This is a genomic window from Methylobacterium sp. 13MFTsu3.1M2 (assembly GCF_900112625.1).
In the GTDB taxonomy this organism is placed as follows: domain Bacteria; phylum Pseudomonadota; class Alphaproteobacteria; order Rhizobiales; family Beijerinckiaceae; genus Methylobacterium.
In genome coordinates this window covers 196,255-211,024 of sequence record NZ_FOMM01000004.1, presented here as the reverse complement: position 1 = coordinate 211,024, position 14,770 = coordinate 196,255, and the positions used below count along the sequence as shown (strand labels likewise).

Sequence of the window (14,770 nt, the reverse complement as noted above, 5' to 3'; positions counted from 1 at the left end):
GTCGGTCAGGCGGCCGGGTTGACGGGCTGGTGCAGCCCCTTCGGCGAGATCGTGAAGATCTCGACGCCGGTCTCGGTGACACCGACCGTGTGCTCGAACTGGGCGGAGAGCGAGCGGTCGCGGGTCACGGCGGTCCAGCCGTCGCCCAGGACCTTCACGGCGGGCCGGCCCAGATTGATCATCGGCTCGATCGTGAAGAACTGGCCGGGTTTGAACGGCACGTCGTAGCTGGCCTCGACGTAGTGCAGGATCGTGGGCGCGTCGTGGTAGGTGCGCCCGAGGCCGTGGCCGCAGAAATCGCGCACCACCGAGCAACGCTCGCCCTCGGCGTAGGACTGGATCGCCCGGCCGATGTCGTTGGTCGATCCGCCGGGCTTCACAGCGGCGACGCCCCGCATCAACGCCTCGTAGGTGATCTCGCACAGGCGCTGGGCCTTGCGCGGCACCTCGCCGACATAGGCCATCCGGCTCGAATCACCGTGCCAGCCGTCGAGGATCAGGCAGATGTCGAGGTTGACGATGTCGCCCTCGCGCAGCGGCTTGTCGTTGGGGATGCCGTGGCAGACCACGTGGTTGATCGAGGTGCAGATCGACTTCGGGTAGCCGCGATAGAGCAGCGACGCCGGATAGGCGCCGTGGTCCATGGCGAAGGTGTAGGCGAGCCTGTCGAGCTCCTCGGTGGTGACACCGGGCTGCGTCGCCTCCATCAGCAGGTCGAGGGCCTCGGCGGTGAGCCGCCCCGCCCGGCGCATGCCCTCGAAGCCCTCGGGACCGTGGATCGGCGGTTCCGGGGCGCGGCGCGCACCCTGCGCACTGGCCTGTTCCTGCTGCATGGTCGGGACTTTTTTCGCGGCGGCGTCAATCGGGCTTCGCCCTATGTACGGCGCGGGGCCCGCGAGTCCAAGCCGCATCGGTCGTAGGTCGGGCGAGGCTTGCGCCAGTCGCGGGGCTGGCGGCATAAGCGGCCGCGAGACGCCCGGGAGCGCGCTGGCAGATTCGCCGCGCGGTCGGTCGCGGGGCAGGCGAGGGCCGGATGGCAGGCAAGGCGGTACCGCACTTCCACAACGAGCCGGGCGTGCCGGTGATCACCGTGGGCGTGAAGGAGTTCATGTGCATCGGCGCGCTGCCGCCGTTCGACCACCCGCACGTGTTCCTCGACATGGGCGCCGACAGCGAGATCATCTGCCAGTACTGCTCGACGCTCTACCGCTACCGGGCCGGCCTGAAGGCCGACGAGGCGGAGCCGCAGGCCTGCGTGTGGCGGGACGACGCCAAGGTCGCGGCGGAGTAGGCGCCGCCCACCGTGCCTTCTGGCAGTCCATCACTGCGGATCGGGATCGTCGGGGCCGGGATCGGCGGCCTGACGGCGGCGCTGGCGCTGTCGGATGCCGGCCACGCCGTCACGGTGATCGAGCGCCGGACCGGCTTCAGCGAAGTCGGGGCCGGGATCCAGATCTCGCCCAACGCGAGCCGGGTTCTGGCGGGCCTCGGGCTCTCCGCGGCGCTGCGCCGGGCGGCGAGCGAGCCGCCCGCCGTCGAGGTGCGGGCCCTGGACAGCGGCCGCCGCATCGGCAGCGTGGCGCTCGGCGCGCAGGCGCAGAGCCGCTTCGGCGCGCCCTACTACGTGATCCACCGCGCCGACCTGCAGACGCTGCTGCTCGACGCGCTCCGGAGCCGCTCGACGATCCGCCTGCTGATGGGGCGCACCGTCACCGCCGTGTCCCAGACCGCGTCCGAGGCCGTCCTCACCGTCGAGGGCGCGAGCGGGGCCCAACCGGTCGCCTTTGACCTCGCGATCGGCGCGGACGGGCTGAGGTCCCGGCTGCGCGCGCATCTCGATTCGGCGCCGCTCCGGCCGGGTCAGGCCGCGGCGTGGCGCGCGCTCATCCCGATGGAGGCGGTCCCGCAGGACCTGCGCGGCGGCGCCACCGGCCTGTGGCTCGGCCGCGGCCGGCACGTGGTGCATTACCCGGTGCGGGACGGCCAGTTCCTGAACGTGGTGGCGGTGGTGCCCGAGGCGGTGGGCGACGAGGGCTGGGGCCGGCTCGGGGAGCCGGCCGTGCTGCGCGGGCACCTGCGCGGCAGCGCCGCGCCGCTGCGCGACCTCCTGAGCCTGCCGGATTCCTGGCTGGTCTGGTCGCTCGCCGACCGGGCCGTGGCGCGCCCGCTCGCCCGCGACCGGCTCGCGCTGATCGGCGATGCCGGCCACCCGGTGCTGCCCTATCTCGCGCAGGGGGCCGCCCTGGCGATCGAGGACGCCGCGGTCCTCACGCGCGCCCTCGCGGACAACGCCGACGTTCCGGCCGCGCTCGCGGCGTATTCGGGCGCGCGGACCGCACGGGTGCGACGGGTCCAGAAGGCGGCGCGGAGCAACGGCCGGACCTATCACGCCGGCGGCGTGGTGGCGTTCCTGCGCAACGCCGTGATGGCCCGTCTCGGCCCGGACGGCATGCGCGACCGCTACGCCTGGCTGTATGGCTGGACGCCCCCCGCTTGATCGGACCCGCCGCCCCCGCTACCGAGGGTGCATGCGGACGTGGCGGAACCGGTAGACGCACGAGACTTAAAATCTTGCGGCCGCGAGGCCGTGCGGGTTCGAGTCCCGCCGTCCGCACCAGCACGCAGCGCGACGCCGGACCGGGATGCCGGAGGGGAATGGCGTGATCTACGTGCTCATCATCATGCTCGCCGGCTCGGGCTCCGCGATCGGATCGGTCGAGTTCAACACCAAGCAGGCCTGCGAGGCCGCCGCGAAGCAGATCGCCGAGGCGGAGCGGCCCTACGGCGGCGCCTCTCCGGTGACCGTGTGCGCGCCGAAGGGGTGAGGCGGACGCGGCGGCCGTCGCGCCGGATGGATCGCATTTGAGCGATCGCCGAAACCGGCCCTTGTCGTGTCCCTGCCAGAGTGGCGGCGGGGAGATTCCGGTATGATCGACGCCCTCCAGACCGCCGCGACCGGCATGACCCGGGCCACCGACCGGCTCGGGAGAGCGGCCGAGACCATCGCGGCGAGCGGCGCGCCCACCGGCGACACGGCCCTGCCGCCGGCCGCGCAGGTGGACCTGTCGGGCGCCGCGCTGGACTTGATCGGGTCGCGGTCGGCCTTCGCGCTGAACGCCGCGGTGGCGCGCTCCGCCGACCGCATGATGGGCCAGCTCCTCGACGTCACCGCCTGAGTGCGGGGAGGGCGAGTCCGGCCAGGATCGCGGCCGCCGCGAAGAGCAGGGCCACGCCGACGAGGCGGTAGGCCACGACCCCCACCACACCGCCCGCCAGGAAGGCGCCGACGGTCAGCAGGTACAGCCGCAGCCGCTCCGGATCGTGGGGCTTGAGTGGATCCGCGCCGGATGGGCCGCGGTCTAGCCAGCGCGCGAGTTCGATGCCGATGTCGGTGATCATGCCGGTCACGTGCGTGGTCCGCACCCGCGCCTCGGAGATCTTGGTCACGGCCGCGTTCTGAAGGCCCAGGACGAAGCTCAGGCCGAGTACCAGGGCGTGGCTCCGCGCCGGCTCGTGGAGCGGCAGCACGAGCAGGCCGACGGCGACGAGGAGGATCGCCTCCGCGAAGACCCCGTAGGCGTAAGCGCCCGGACGGTGCCCGCGGCGGCGGCTGCGGATCAGCAGCGTCGCGGTGGCGGCGCCGAGCACGAACAGGACGACGAGCAGACCGGCCTGCGCGGCGAGGAGCAGGTCGCCCGTGCCGGTCCTGTCCGAGATGGCCGAGACGTTCCCGGTCATGTTCGAGGCGTAGAGGCCCACCGCGTAGAAGCCGGCGGTGTTCAGCGCGCCGGCCACCCCGGCGAGGGAGAGGGCGAGCGCCCTATCGGCCTCGGGGGTGCGCGTCTCGCCTTCGTGGACCAGCATGGACCCGTCGATGACCCGTCGGTGGGGTGCCGGAAACCCGATTCGGTCGGCGCCCCCACCGTCTTAAGCCACGCGCCCGGGCGCCGTCACGGCGCCGGGCGCAACCCCCGGCTCACCAGCCGCGATAGCCGTAGCCGCCCTCGTAATCCCCGCCCCAGTGGCGGGCGGGGCCGTAGCCGACCGGGACCCGCTCGTAGGTCACGGTGCGGCGGGTGGCGTAGACCGGCGCGTCCTCCTCGTAGACGCGGTAGACCGGGGGCCGCCGCACGACCACGGGAGCCGGGGCGTAGCCGTAATCCGCGTATCCGTAGCCGTAGCCGGGCGCCGCGTGGGCCTGGGTCGCAGCGCCGATCAGGGCGCCGGCCGCGAGGCCGCCGATGATGCCGGCCGCGATGGCGCCGCCGCCGCGGGCCTCGGCGGCGGTGGAGGCCAGGGTGCCCGCGCCGATCAGCGCGGCGGCCGAGAGCAGAGCGATGCGTGTCATGACCTGTCTCCGGTGGGTGCGGGGAGCGCCTGCGGCGCCCCGGATCACACGAGGGACAATGCCGCGCCCGCGCTGCACCGATGCTGAAGCCGGCCTGCAGCCACGGTTCAGCTTGCCGGTCCGGCCTCCGTGTCGGGGGCGGTGCGGATGTAGCCTCGGGAGATCAGGCGACTGCGCTCGCGCGTGCGCCGCTCGGCCTCCATCAGGTCGGACAGGGCGTCGGCGATCGCGCAGCGCAGGGCGATCCCGGCATCGCCGCCCGCGAAGCCGAGATACGCGGTGCTGATCGCCTCGACGGGGCATACGTGATCGTCGCGCTGGGCCAGGACCTGGGTCAGCATCGGGTTCTCCTTCGTCGCGTCCGGGAACGAAAAGAGAACAAGCCATAAGGGTTAACGTTCCGTCAACGGCGGCCGAGCCGGCCGCGCGTGACCGGCCAAACCCTGTGGACAACACTGTTTCCGCTGCCGGACGACTGTGGATAAGCCGGCTCACTCGGGCATGCGCGGCAGCGGCTTGCCGTCAGCGGGAATCGGGTAGCGGGCCGCGTTCAGCTCCATCGCCAGGAACGTGTAGTAGCCCGAGATCGCCGCCAGATCGACGACGCCGGGCTTGCCGAACCGGGCCTCGGCGCGCGCGAAGGTCGCGTCGGAGACGCGCTTCGTGTCCTGGAGCTCGGCGGTGAAATCGTACACGAGGGTCTCGTCCTCGCTCATCCTGGCCGGCCGGCGGCCGTCGCGGATCGCCGCGATGATCTCGGGGGCGATGCCGGCCTTCTCGGCGATCGGCGCGTGGACGTACCACTCGTAATCCTGCGTCCAGCGACGGGCGGTCATCAGGATCACCAGCTCCGAGAGCGTGGTTCCGATCTTCGGCTTGAACCGGAGGTAGTCGCCCATCGACCGGGCGAGCGTCATCACCTCCGGCGAGTACATGAGCGGCTCGAACGGCCCGAAGGGCGGCTTCCCGCGGGCCTGCGCGAAGGCCTCGGCCGCCTGCTTCTGCTCGGGGGTGTAGTCCTGGGGCGGGATGGTCGGCAGCCGGTCCTGCGCCCGCGCCGCGGCGGTCGCCAACGGCAGGGCCAGGGAGAGGGCGGCAAGGGTCAGCGCGCGGCGGCGGCGGGTCATGGTTTCGCTCCCGTTGGATCTGTGCAGTCGCGCCGCACGATTACGGCGGCGGCGCGCGGCCGCCAGGGCCCGGGCGGGAAAGCCCGTATCGAATCCCGCGCGGCGTCAGCGGAAGGCCCGGCGCGTCGCGGAGCCGGGTTCGGACCGGTTGCGCTCGGCGCCGCGCCGCGCCATCAGCGGCCGCGATGGCCGGTCCCGCTCCCGTGCTGCCGATCGAGGCGGCGCTCCCCGATCTGCGCCGCGCGCTCGCGGCGCGGAACGCCGCCGTCCTGGTGGCGCCCCCCGGCGCCGGCAAGACGACCCGCGTGCCCCTCGACCTCCTCGCGGCGCCCTGGCTCGACGGGCGCAAGATCATCCTGCTGGAGCCGCGCCGCCTCGCCGCGCGGGCCGCCGCCGCCCGGATGGCGCAGACGCTCGGTGAGCCGGTCGGCGGCACGGTCGGCCTGCGGGTCCGCCTCGGCTCGAAGATCACCGCGCGGACGCGGATCGAGGTGGTCACCGAGGGCGTGTTCACCCGGATGATCCTGGACGATCCGGAACTCTCCGGGATCGGCGCCGTCCTGTTCGACGAGTTCCACGAGCGCTCCCTCGACGCCGATCTCGGCCTCGCGCTGGCGCTCGACGCGCAGGGCGGCCTGCGGGAGGACCTGCGGATCCTCGTCATGTCGGCGACCCTCGACGGCGCCCGGGTCGCGCGGCTGATGGGCGACGCCCCGGTCGTGGCCTCCGAGGGCCGCGCCTTCCCGGTGGAGACCCGCTACGCCGAGCGCGATCCGAACCGGCGGATCGAGGATTCGGTCGCCGAGGTCACGCTGCGAGCCCTGCGGGCCGATCCGGGCTCGATCCTGGTGTTCCTGCCCGGGCAGGCGGAGATCCGCAGGACCGCGGATCTCCTGGCCGAGAAGGTCGGCCCCGAGGTGCAGCTCGCCCCCCTCTACGGCGCGCTGACGCCCGCCGAGCAGGACCGCGCCGTCGCGCCGGCCGCCGCCGGCACCCGGAAAGTCGTCCTCGCGACCAGCATCGCCGAGACCTCCCTGACCATCGAGGGCGTCCGGATCGTGGTCGATTCGGGGTTGGCCCGAATCCCCGTCTACGAGCCGGGCCTCGGCCTGACCCGCCTGGTCACCGCCCGCGCCTCCCGCGCCTCCGTGGACCAGCGCCGGGGCCGCGCCGGCCGGACCGAGCCCGGCCTGTGCTGGCGGCTCTGGTCCGAGGCCGGCACCAACGCCCTGGAGCCGTTCACGCGGCCCGAGATCCTGTCGGCGGACCTCGCCGGGCTGCTTCTCGACTGCGCCGCCTGGGGCGTGACCGACCCGTCTGCGCTCGCCTTCCTCGACCCGCCCCCCGCGCCCGCCCTGGCGGAGGCGCGCGCCCTGCTGACCGAACTCGGCGCGCTCGACGCCGACGGCCGGCTGACGCCGGTCGGCGCGCGCCTGCGGGCGCTGCCTCTGCCGCCGCGGCTCGCCCGGATGGTGACGGTCGCGGCCGGCAGCGGTCAGGCGCGGCCCGCCGCCGACCTCGCGGCCGTGCTGGTGGAGCGCGGCCTCGGCGGCGACGGCCTCGACCTCGACGAGCGGGTCGAGCGCTTCCGCCGCGACCGGGGCGGGCGCGCCGCCGACATGCGCCGGCTCGCCGAGGGCTGGGCCCGGATCGCCGGGGCCGACGCGCCGGCGAGTCCGGATGCCGGCCCGGCCGCCGCCGGGCCGCTCCTGGCACTCGCCTATCCCGACCGGGTCGCCCGGACGCGCGGCCGCGAGGGCGAGTTCGTGATGGCGAGCGGCCGGGCCGGGCGCCTCGATCCGGCGAGCCCGCTCGCCCGCGAGACCCATCTGGTGATCGCCGACCTCGCCGGATCGGCCGGGAGCGCCCGGATCCTGGCCGCGGCCGCGATCGGGACCGAGACGATCGAGCGCCTGTTCGCCGACCGGATCGAATCGCGCACCGAGATCGCCTTCGATCCGCAGGCGGCCGCCCTGCGGGCGCGCGCGGTCCGGCGGCTCGGCGCGGTCAGTCTCGGGACGCGGCCGCTGCCGGTGCCGCCCGACCCGGACAGCGCCGCGATCCTGGCGCGCGGCATCGCCGATCTCGGGATCGACCGCCTGCCGTGGACGCCGGCCCTGGCGCAGTGGCGGGCCCGGGTGAGCTTCCTCCACGCCGCCGAGGGCGCGGCCTGGCCCGACCTCTCGGACGACGCGCTGGCCCGCACGGCGGAGACGTGGCTGGCACCGTCCCTGCTGGGTCGCGCCGCCCTGGCGTCGGTCACGGCGAGCGACCTCACGGACGCCGTCCAGGCCCTGCTGCCCTGGGACCTGCGCGCCCGGCTCGACGCGGAGGCGCCGACCCATGTCGAGGTGCCGACCGGCTCCCGCATCCCGGTGGATTACACGGCCGAGGAACCGGCGCTGGCGGTCCGGGTCCAGGAGCTGTTCGGCCTCGACCGGCATCCCAGGGCCGGCGGCCGGCCGCTGGTCCTGCACCTGCTGTCGCCGGCCCAGCGGCCGATCCAGATCACGCGGGACCTGCCGGGCTTCTGGCGCGGTTCCTGGGCGGCGGTGCGGTCCGAGATGCGCGGGCGCTACCCGCGCCATCCCTGGCCGGAGGACCCGCTCAGCGAGGCCCCGACCCGCCGGGCGAAGCCCCGGGGAACCTGATCACCGCCTCACGAAGCCTCGACGCGAACGGACCCGACGCGATGACCACCGACACGGATGCCCACGACCCCGCCGCCGACGGCTGGACGCTGGTGGAGGACAAGGGCTTCATCGCCCATGTCGGGCCGCTGCATGTCCGGGGCGCGGACGGCGCCTACGCGTTCCAGGCCGATCAGAAGCACGCCAACCTGATCGGCGTGGTCCACGGCGGCATGCTGATGAGCTTCGCCGACCGCGCCCTCGGCGAGACCGCGATGCGCGCCGCCGACGGCGCCAACTGCGTGACCATCCAGCTGGAGATGAAGTTCATCGATGTCGGCCGGCTCGGCGACTGGATCGAGATCCGGCCGCAGGTCGTCAAGCGCACGGGCTCCCTCGTGTTCATGCGCGGCGACGTCCGCGACGGTACCCGTCTCCTCGCCTCGGCGGACGGCGTCTGGAAGATCCTGCGGCGCCGGCCGAGTTGACCGGATCAGGACAGGTGTCCTAGCCTGCCGGCGCGCGTCGCGGCCCGTCGCAGGATGCGCGGGGGAGGATCGTATGCGAGCGTCGCAGACCGATGCATCCGGGATCGCGGCCGAGCGCGGGCATGTCCCGCCGTCCCGGCGCACCATCCTCGCGGCCCTGGGAGCACTCGCCGTCACGGCCGGCGACGCGGCGGCGCAGCCCGCGCCGCCCAGCACGGTGACGAGTCCCCCGCGCGACTTCCGGCCGGGCGCCGCCCCGACCACCTACTTCACCGATCCGGACATCGTCACGGTCGACCCGGCCTTCGAGCCCTACATCGTGCCGAACAGCGCCATCCGCCGGCTCTGGACCGGCGCCCTCTGGGTGGAGGGACCGGCCTGGAACGCCGTCGGCCGCTATCTCGTCTGGAGCGACATCCCGAACAACCGGCAGATGCGCTGGCTGGAGGAGGACGGGCACGTCTCCACCTTCCGGATGCCGAGCTACAATTCCAACGGCAACAGCTTCGATCGCCAGGGGCGGCAGCTCAGCTGCGAGCACGCCACCGGGCGCGTCGTCCGCTACGAGCTCGACGGCTCGGCCACGGTCCTGGCCGATTCGTTCGAGGGCAAGCCGCTCAACTCGCCCAACGACGTCGTCCAGCACCCGGACGGCGCGTACTGGTTCTCCGATCCGCCCTACGGCGCGCTGCTCTACGAGGGCCTGCCCGACGCACAGGGCGGTCCGAGCAACCCGCGGGGCCATCTCGATCCGCGGCTCGGCCAGCCGGCCGGGGCCGTCCCGCGGCGACGCGCGCTCCCGAACGCGGTCTACCGCATCGACCCGTCCGGCCGGGTCGACCGCGTGCTCACCGACGACGAGGTGCCCGACCCCAACGGCCTCTGCTTCTCGCCCGATCACCGGACGCTCTACGTCTGCTCCACCGGGAAGGGGCCGGGGGATACCGGGCCGGGCGGCAAGGGCGAGATCTACGCCTTCGACGTCGGGACCGGGGCGGCGCTCTCGAACAAGCGCCTCTTCTCGGACTGCGTCGTGGACGGGGTGAAATGCGGGCCCGACGGCCTGCGGACCGACGTCGACGGCAATCTCTGGGTGTCGAGCAATGCCGGCCGGGCCGTGGGCTACAACGGCGTCACCGTCTGGACGCCCCAGGGCAAGCTCATCGGTCGGATCCGCCTGCCGGAAGTGTGCGGGAATCTCACCTTCGGCGGCCCCAAGCGCAATCGCCTTTTCATGGCGGCGAGCCAGTCGCTCTACGCCCTGACGGTGAATACTCAGGGCGCCGGGCCGGCCTAGGATCGCGCACCTGCGATCCGGGACGGAACCGGCGCCGATCCTCCTCTCGGCCATGGCTGACCGGGCATCGCGACGCTATCTGTCACGGGCATGACCGAGGATCCCGCCCCCGACCCGACCTTGAGCCGCCTCAGCGCGGCCCTCGGGGATCTGCCGAAGCGCGGGTTGCCGCCGGTCGAGCGGTGGGACCCACCCTATTGCGGCGCCATCGACATCCGCATCGCCGCGGACGGGACGTGGTTCCACAACGACTCGCCGATCCGACGGGACAAGCTGGTCAAGCTCTTCGCCACCATCCTGCGGCGCGAGCCGGACGGCCGGACCGTCCTGGTCACGCCGGTGGAGAGCGTGGGCATCACCGTGGACGACGCGGCCTTCGTGGCCGTCGAGATGGCGGTGGACGGGAGCGGGGCGGACCGGCGGGTCTCGTTCCGGACCAACGTCGACGACCTGGTGAGCGTCGACGCCGAGCACGCCCTCCGCTTCGAGGAGGCGCCGGACGGGGCGCTGAAGCCCTACCTCCATGTCCGCCGCGGGCTGTGGGCGCTCGTGACCCGCGCGCTCACCTACGACCTCGTGGACCTCGCCGAGGAGCGTCTGGTCGACGGGAAGCCCTGGCTGGGCCTGTGGGCCGGCGGCGCCTTCCACACGATCGCGCCGGTCGCCGCCGCGTGAGCGAGCCGCTCGCCGACTTCCTCGCCCGCGCCGCCGCCGGCCTGTCGCCGGACCCGCCCGGACCGGACGATCCGACCTCCAATCCCCGGGGCGACCACAGCCTCGATCCGGACGGGACGGCCGTGATCCCGCCGCCGCCGCACCGCCGGGCCGCCGTCCTCGTGCCGGTCGTGCCGCGCGCGGACGGTCCGACCCTGATCCTGACGATGCGGGCCGCCAATCTGCGCGACCATTCCGGGCAGGTGGCGCTGCCGGGGGGCAAGATCGATCCCTCCGATCCCGGGCCTGCGGACGCGGCCCTGCGGGAAGCCTACGAAGAGATCGGGCTACCGCCCGAGGCGGTGCGGTTCCTCGGCTATCTCGACCCGTACCTCTCGGGCACCGGCTTCCTCGTGACCCCGGTCATCGGCCTGGTCGATCCCGGCGCGGTCCTGACGCCGAACCCGGACGAGGTGGCCGACGTCTTCGAGGTGCCGCTCCCGTTCCTCATGGATCCGGAGCGCTACCGCCTGCGCTCCCGCGCGTGGCAGGGCCGCGAGCGCTGGTTCTACGCCCTGACCTTCGGCGAGCGGCTGATCTGGGGCGTCACCGCCGGGATCCTGAACAATCTGCGGGAACGGCTCTACCCGGAGGCGGCGCCGGGCGACGCCGACCGCGCAGCGCGTTAGGCTGACCGCATGCTCCGCCGCATCCTCGAAGAGTTCGGCCTCTTCCTCATCCCCTTCGCGCTGTTCCTCGTCTACCTGCTGCTGTCCGGCCGCAATCCCCTGCGCCGGGTGCACTGGGACGCGCACCTGTTCCGCTTGGTCCTGGCCGGGCTGGCGGTGGTGATCGGCACCCTCGTCTACGAGGGCCTGTTCTCGGAGCGCCGTCCCGGGGGCTACGTGCCGACCCACATGGAGAACGGCCGCCTCGTACCCGGTGGCTTCCGGTGAGGCGCGCCCTCCATCCGGCGGGGCTGGCGGCCCTGCTCGAACGCCCGGGCGTCCGCCGCGTCCTCGCGGCCCTGGACGCGCCGGGCGCGGAGACCCGCCTGATCGGCGGCTGCGTCCGCGACGCGCTCCTCGGCGCGCCGACCGCCGACATCGACATGGCGACGACGCACCGGCCCGAGGCGGTGATGCGGGCGGCGCAGCGGGCGCCCGGCCTCAAGGCGGTGCCGACCGGCATCGAGCACGGCACCATCACGCTGGTGACCGAGGACGGGCCGATCGAGGTCACGACCCTGCGCGAGGACGTCGAGACCGACGGGCGTCACGCCGTCGTCCGCTTCGGCAGCGACTTCCTCCGCGACGCCGAGCGCCGCGACTTCACCGTCAACGCGCTCTCCCTCGGCGCCGACGGAACTCTGCACGACCCGGTGGGCGGCCGGCCCGACCTGACGGCCGGGCGGGTGCGCTTCATCGGCGACCCGGCGACCCGGATCCGCGAGGACGCGCTGCGGATCCTGCGCTTCTTCCGCTTCCATGCGCGGTTCGGCGCCGGGGCGCCCGACGCCGCGGCCCTGGCGGCCTGTGTGGCCGCGCGTGACAGCCTGGACCGGCTCTCTCGCGAGCGCGTGCGCGCGGAATTCCTGAAGTTGCTCGCGGCCCCCGGCGGCGCGGCCATGGTGACGACGCTGAGCACGACCGGGCTGCTGCCGCGGATCACCGGCGGCGTCGGGGAGCTCGGGCGGCTGGAACGGGCCGCAGCCGCGGGCCTGCCTCCGGTGACGCGCCTCGCGGCCCTCGCCGTCGGCGCCCGGCATGACGCCGACCGGCTGCGCGAGCGGCTGCGCCTGTCGAAGAGCGAGCACGGGCAGCTGCTCGGCTATGCCGCGGCGCTGGCCGATCTCCACGGATGCGCGGTGCTGGACGCGGTCGCGGCGCGGGCCCTGGCGGCGGAGCACGGCCTGTCGTGCCTGGCCGACGCGCTGGCGATCCTGGCCGGAGAGCCGCGGCCCGCCGTGACGGAGGCGGCGCGGGCGGCCCTGCGGGCCCTGGAGGGGGAGGGGGCGTCGCCGGCCTTTCCCCTGGCGGGAGCGGATCTCGTCGCGGCCGGTGTGGCGCCGGGGCCCGGGATCGGGCGCGGGCTGGCCGCGGCGCGGAGGATCTGGCTGGAGCGGGGCTGCCCGACGGACGCGGCAGCGCGGGCCGACCTGCTGGCGCGAGCGCTGGAGAGCGCCCGCTGAACGAGGCTCAGAGCTTCAGGAGCGCCTTGGTCTCCTGGAGCTGGACGATCTGGCCGTTCAGCTCCTCGCGCTTCTGCAGGTCCTCGGTGGCGTCGCGCTGCATCTCGATCGCCTCGATGTCGCGGTCGAGGGATTCGTGCGTCAGCTCCTCGATCGGGGCGGCGCGCTCGGCGAGCACGGTCACGGCCGTCGGGCCGATATCGGCGAAGCCGCCGCGGACGTAGATCCGCTTGCCGCTGCCCTGGCTCTCGGTGATCACGATGACGCCGACCCGAAGGGAGGTCAGCACGGGCGCGTGGCCCGGCATCACGGTCATCTCGCCCTCGGTGCCGGGCAGCTGAACGGCGGTCACCTCGCCGGAATACAGCGTCCGCTCGGGGCCGACGAAATCGAAGTGGAAGGTGGCCATGGCCTGACGTGTTCCCGGATCGGCGGCGCGCGCCCCGCCAAGCGGGCGGAGCGTCTCGGAAAAAGGCTGCGCGGACGGCACCGGTCAGGGTCGCCCGCGCGGCCTCTGTCCCCTTCCCGCGCGGGGAAGGGGGTGTCGTCTTACGCGGCCTTGAGCTTCTTGGCCTTCTCCTGGGCCTCCTCGATGGTGCCGACCATGTAGAAGGCGGCCTCCGGGAGGTCGTCGTAGTCGCCGTTCACCAGGCCCTTGAAGCCCTTGATGGTGTCCTCGAGGGCGACCTGCTTGCCCGGCGAGCCGGTGAACACCTCGGCCACCGAGAAGGGCTGCGAGAAGAAGCGCTCGATCTTGCGGGCGCGGGCCACGGTCAGCTTGTCCTCCTCGGACAGCTCGTCCATGCCCAGGATCGCGATGATGTCCTGGAGCGCCTTGTAGCGCTGCAGGGTCTGCTGGACGCGGCGGGCGACGTCGTAGTGCTCCTCGCCGAGGATCGCCGGCGACAGCATGCGCGAGGTCGAGTCCAGCGGGTCCACCGCCGGGTAGATGCCCTTCTCGGCGATCGAGCGCGACAGCACGGTCGTGGCGTCGAGGTGGGCGAACGAGGCGGCGGGCGCCGGGTCGGTCAGGTCGTCGGCCGGCACGTAGATCGCCTGCACCGAGGTGATCGAGCCCTTGGTCGTGGTGGTGATGCGCTCCTGGAGGGCGCCCATGTCGGTGGCGAGCGTCGGCTGGTAGCCCACCGCCGAGGGGATGCGGCCGAGGAGCGCCGACACCTCGGAGCCCGCCTGCGTGAAGCGGAAGATGTTGTCGACGAAGAACAGCACGTCCTGGCCGTCGTCGCGGAACTGCTCGGCGATCGTGAGGCCGGTCAGGGCGACGCGCGAGCGGGCGCCCGGCGACTCGTTCATCTGGCCGTAGACCAGGGCGCACTTCGAACCCTCGGCGGAGCCGTGCTCCTTCGGGTCGACGTTCACCTTGGACTCGATCATCTCGTGATAGAGGTCGTTGCCCTCGCGGGTGCGCTCACCCACGCCGGCGAACACCGAGTAGCCCGAGTGCACCTTGGCGATGTTGTTGATCAGCTCCATGATCAGCACGGTCTTGCCGACGCCGGCGCCGCCGAACAGGCCGATCTTGCCGCCCTTCGCGTAGGGGGCGAGCAGGTCCACCACCTTGATGCCGGTGACGAGGATCTGGGCCTCGGTCGACTGCTCGGCGTAGGAGGGGGCCGGCTGGTGGATCGCGCGGAACGTGTCGGCCTGGACCGGGCCGGCCTCGTCGATCGGCTCGCCGATGACGTTCATGATGCGGCCCAGCGTGTTCATGCCGACCGGAACCTTGATCGGCTCGCCGGTGTCGGTGCACTCCTGGCCGCGGGTCAGGCCCTCGGACGTGTCCATGGCGATGCAGCGGACGGTGTTCTCGCCGAGCTGCTGGGCGACCTCGAGGACGAGGCGGGCGCCGTTGTTCTTGGTCTCCAGCGCGTTCAGGATCTCGGGCAGGTGGCCCTCGAACTGCACGTCGACCACGGGGCCGATGACCTGGGTGATCTTGCCGACCTTGTTGGAGCCGGTGCCGGGGAGTGCGGTGTTCGCCATCGTTAACCTACCCTTCAAGCTGTGCGGTCGG

18 protein-coding genes and 1 tRNA gene are annotated in these 14,770 nt (G+C 73.4%); 12 read left to right on the top strand and 7 right to left on the bottom strand.

The annotated features are described in order from the left end of the window. Positions 1–5: 5 nt before the first annotated feature. A complete protein-coding gene (gene map, locus BM314_RS04425) occupies positions 6–833 on the bottom strand; it encodes a type I methionyl aminopeptidase (protein WP_056522448.1) in 828 nt (275 codons plus the stop codon). A gap of 200 nt (positions 834–1,033) precedes the next feature. Between map and BM314_RS04420 the strand changes: the two genes are divergently transcribed. The 5 genes from BM314_RS04420 to BM314_RS04400 all read left to right on the top strand — a co-directional run bounded on the left by BM314_RS04420 (position 1,034) and on the right by BM314_RS04400 (position 3,176). Then, complete coding sequence (locus BM314_RS04420; protein ID WP_020093518.1) at positions 1,034–1,291, top strand: zinc-finger domain-containing protein; 258 nt, start codon at positions 1,034–1,036, stop codon at positions 1,289–1,291. A 12-nt stretch (positions 1,292–1,303) separates the two neighbouring features. After that, entirely contained in the window at positions 1,304–2,497 is a 1,194-nt protein-coding gene (locus tag BM314_RS04415; RefSeq protein ID WP_091977092.1) for an FAD-dependent monooxygenase, read from the top strand. A gap of 33 nt (positions 2,498–2,530) precedes the next feature. Beyond that, positions 2,531–2,617, top strand: a tRNA-Leu gene (locus tag BM314_RS04410). Positions 2,618–2,660: 43 nt separating this feature from the next. Then, positions 2,661–2,825 (top strand): hypothetical protein, encoded by a 165-nt coding sequence (locus BM314_RS04405; protein WP_244526932.1) that lies wholly within the window; start codon positions 2,661–2,663, stop codon positions 2,823–2,825. A gap of 102 nt (positions 2,826–2,927) precedes the next feature. Beyond that, entirely contained in the window at positions 2,928–3,176 is a 249-nt protein-coding gene (locus BM314_RS04400) for a flagellar protein (protein WP_091977090.1), read from the top strand. Here the strand turns inward: BM314_RS04400 and BM314_RS04395 are convergent. The 4 genes from BM314_RS04395 to BM314_RS04380 form a co-directional block, all read right to left on the bottom strand. Then, positions 3,166–3,864 carry a YoaK family protein gene (locus BM314_RS04395; RefSeq protein WP_091977089.1) on the bottom strand — a complete coding sequence of 233 codons (699 nt, stop codon included), beginning with the start codon at positions 3,862–3,864 and terminating at the stop codon, positions 3,166–3,168. The two genes, BM314_RS04400 and BM314_RS04395, sit on opposite strands and share 11 nt — an antisense overlap. A gap of 112 nt (positions 3,865–3,976) precedes the next feature. Then, positions 3,977–4,348, bottom strand: a complete 372-nt coding sequence (locus BM314_RS04390; protein ID WP_020093513.1) for a hypothetical protein — start codon at positions 4,346–4,348, stop codon at positions 3,977–3,979. A gap of 107 nt (positions 4,349–4,455) precedes the next feature. Further along, positions 4,456–4,689, bottom strand: a complete 234-nt coding sequence (locus tag BM314_RS04385; RefSeq protein WP_020093512.1) for a hypothetical protein — start codon at positions 4,687–4,689, stop codon at positions 4,456–4,458. A gap of 150 nt (positions 4,690–4,839) precedes the next feature. Beyond that, complete coding sequence (locus tag BM314_RS04380) at positions 4,840–5,475, bottom strand: carboxymuconolactone decarboxylase family protein (protein ID WP_091977087.1); 636 nt, start codon at positions 5,473–5,475, stop codon at positions 4,840–4,842. 185 nt (positions 5,476–5,660) lie between these two features. Between BM314_RS04380 and hrpB the strand changes: the two genes are divergently transcribed. From hrpB to BM314_RS04345, 7 genes are all read left to right on the top strand, one after another. Then, complete coding sequence (gene hrpB / locus BM314_RS04375; RefSeq protein ID WP_091977086.1) at positions 5,661–8,126, top strand: ATP-dependent helicase HrpB; 2,466 nt, start codon at positions 5,661–5,663, stop codon at positions 8,124–8,126. Positions 8,127–8,167: 41 nt separating this feature from the next. After that, positions 8,168–8,593, top strand: a complete 426-nt coding sequence (locus BM314_RS04370) for a PaaI family thioesterase (RefSeq protein WP_091977084.1) — start codon at positions 8,168–8,170, stop codon at positions 8,591–8,593. A 73-nt stretch (positions 8,594–8,666) separates the two neighbouring features. After that, the gene (locus tag BM314_RS04365) at positions 8,667–9,890 is read left to right on the top strand and encodes an SMP-30/gluconolactonase/LRE family protein (protein ID WP_091977082.1); all 1,224 of its coding nucleotides are present in this window, start codon (positions 8,667–8,669) and stop codon (positions 9,888–9,890) included. A 90-nt stretch (positions 9,891–9,980) separates the two neighbouring features. Further along, positions 9,981–10,565, top strand: coding sequence for a DUF1285 domain-containing protein (locus BM314_RS04360; protein WP_091977081.1), 585 nt, complete (start codon positions 9,981–9,983; stop codon positions 10,563–10,565). Continuing rightward, entirely contained in the window at positions 10,562–11,233 is a 672-nt protein-coding gene (locus BM314_RS04355) for a CoA pyrophosphatase (RefSeq protein ID WP_091977079.1), read from the top strand. Before BM314_RS04360 ends, BM314_RS04355 begins: the two co-directional genes overlap by 4 nt. A 9-nt stretch (positions 11,234–11,242) precedes the next feature. Continuing rightward, a complete protein-coding gene (locus BM314_RS04350; protein ID WP_020093505.1) occupies positions 11,243–11,500 on the top strand; it encodes a DUF6111 family protein in 258 nt (85 codons plus the stop codon). Continuing rightward, positions 11,497–12,735: a CCA tRNA nucleotidyltransferase gene (locus BM314_RS04345; RefSeq protein ID WP_091977078.1), complete on the top strand. Its 1,239-nt coding sequence runs from the start codon at positions 11,497–11,499 to the stop codon at positions 12,733–12,735. Before BM314_RS04350 ends, BM314_RS04345 begins: the two co-directional genes overlap by 4 nt. Positions 12,736–12,742: 7 nt before the next feature. On the opposite strand, the gene BM314_RS04340 is transcribed toward BM314_RS04345, so the two are convergent. Together BM314_RS04340 and atpD are read right to left on the bottom strand one after the other, a co-directional pair. Further along, complete coding sequence (locus BM314_RS04340; RefSeq protein WP_020093503.1) at positions 12,743–13,144, bottom strand: F0F1 ATP synthase subunit epsilon; 402 nt, start codon at positions 13,142–13,144, stop codon at positions 12,743–12,745. Positions 13,145–13,284: 140 nt separating this feature from the next. Continuing rightward, positions 13,285–14,739: a F0F1 ATP synthase subunit beta gene (gene atpD, locus BM314_RS04335; protein ID WP_020093502.1), complete on the bottom strand. Its 1,455-nt coding sequence runs from the start codon at positions 14,737–14,739 to the stop codon at positions 13,285–13,287. Between the last annotated feature and the right edge of the window lie 31 nt (positions 14,740–14,770).

What these genes read in the sequence shown, in the direction of transcription:
- map (WP_056522448.1), bottom strand. Translation starts at nt 833, where the DNA reads ATGCAGCAGGAACAGGCCAGTGCGCAGGGTGCGCGCCGCGCCCCGGAA.
- BM314_RS04420 (WP_020093518.1), top strand. Translation starts at nt 1,034, where the DNA reads ATGGCAGGCAAGGCGGTACCGCACTTCCACAACGAGCCGGGCGTGCCG.
- BM314_RS04400 (WP_091977090.1), top strand. Translation starts at nt 2,928, where the DNA reads ATGATCGACGCCCTCCAGACCGCCGCGACCGGCATGACCCGGGCCACC.
- BM314_RS04395 (WP_091977089.1), bottom strand. Translation starts at nt 3,864, where the DNA reads ATGCTGGTCCACGAAGGCGAGACGCGCACCCCCGAGGCCGATAGGGCG.
- BM314_RS04390 (WP_020093513.1), bottom strand. Translation starts at nt 4,348, where the DNA reads ATGACACGCATCGCTCTGCTCTCGGCCGCCGCGCTGATCGGCGCGGGC.
- BM314_RS04385 (WP_020093512.1), bottom strand. Translation starts at nt 4,689, where the DNA reads ATGCTGACCCAGGTCCTGGCCCAGCGCGACGATCACGTATGCCCCGTC.
- BM314_RS04380 (WP_091977087.1), bottom strand. Translation starts at nt 5,475, where the DNA reads ATGACCCGCCGCCGCCGCGCGCTGACCCTTGCCGCCCTCTCCCTGGCC.
- hrpB (WP_091977086.1), top strand. Translation starts at nt 5,661, where the DNA reads ATGGCCGGTCCCGCTCCCGTGCTGCCGATCGAGGCGGCGCTCCCCGAT.
- BM314_RS04370 (WP_091977084.1), top strand. Translation starts at nt 8,168, where the DNA reads ATGACCACCGACACGGATGCCCACGACCCCGCCGCCGACGGCTGGACG.
- BM314_RS04365 (WP_091977082.1), top strand. Translation starts at nt 8,667, where the DNA reads ATGCGAGCGTCGCAGACCGATGCATCCGGGATCGCGGCCGAGCGCGGG.
- BM314_RS04360 (WP_091977081.1), top strand. Translation starts at nt 9,981, where the DNA reads ATGACCGAGGATCCCGCCCCCGACCCGACCTTGAGCCGCCTCAGCGCG.
- BM314_RS04350 (WP_020093505.1), top strand. Translation starts at nt 11,243, where the DNA reads ATGCTCCGCCGCATCCTCGAAGAGTTCGGCCTCTTCCTCATCCCCTTC.
- BM314_RS04340 (WP_020093503.1), bottom strand. Translation starts at nt 13,144, where the DNA reads ATGGCCACCTTCCACTTCGATTTCGTCGGCCCCGAGCGGACGCTGTAT.
- atpD (WP_020093502.1), bottom strand. Translation starts at nt 14,739, where the DNA reads ATGGCGAACACCGCACTCCCCGGCACCGGCTCCAACAAGGTCGGCAAG.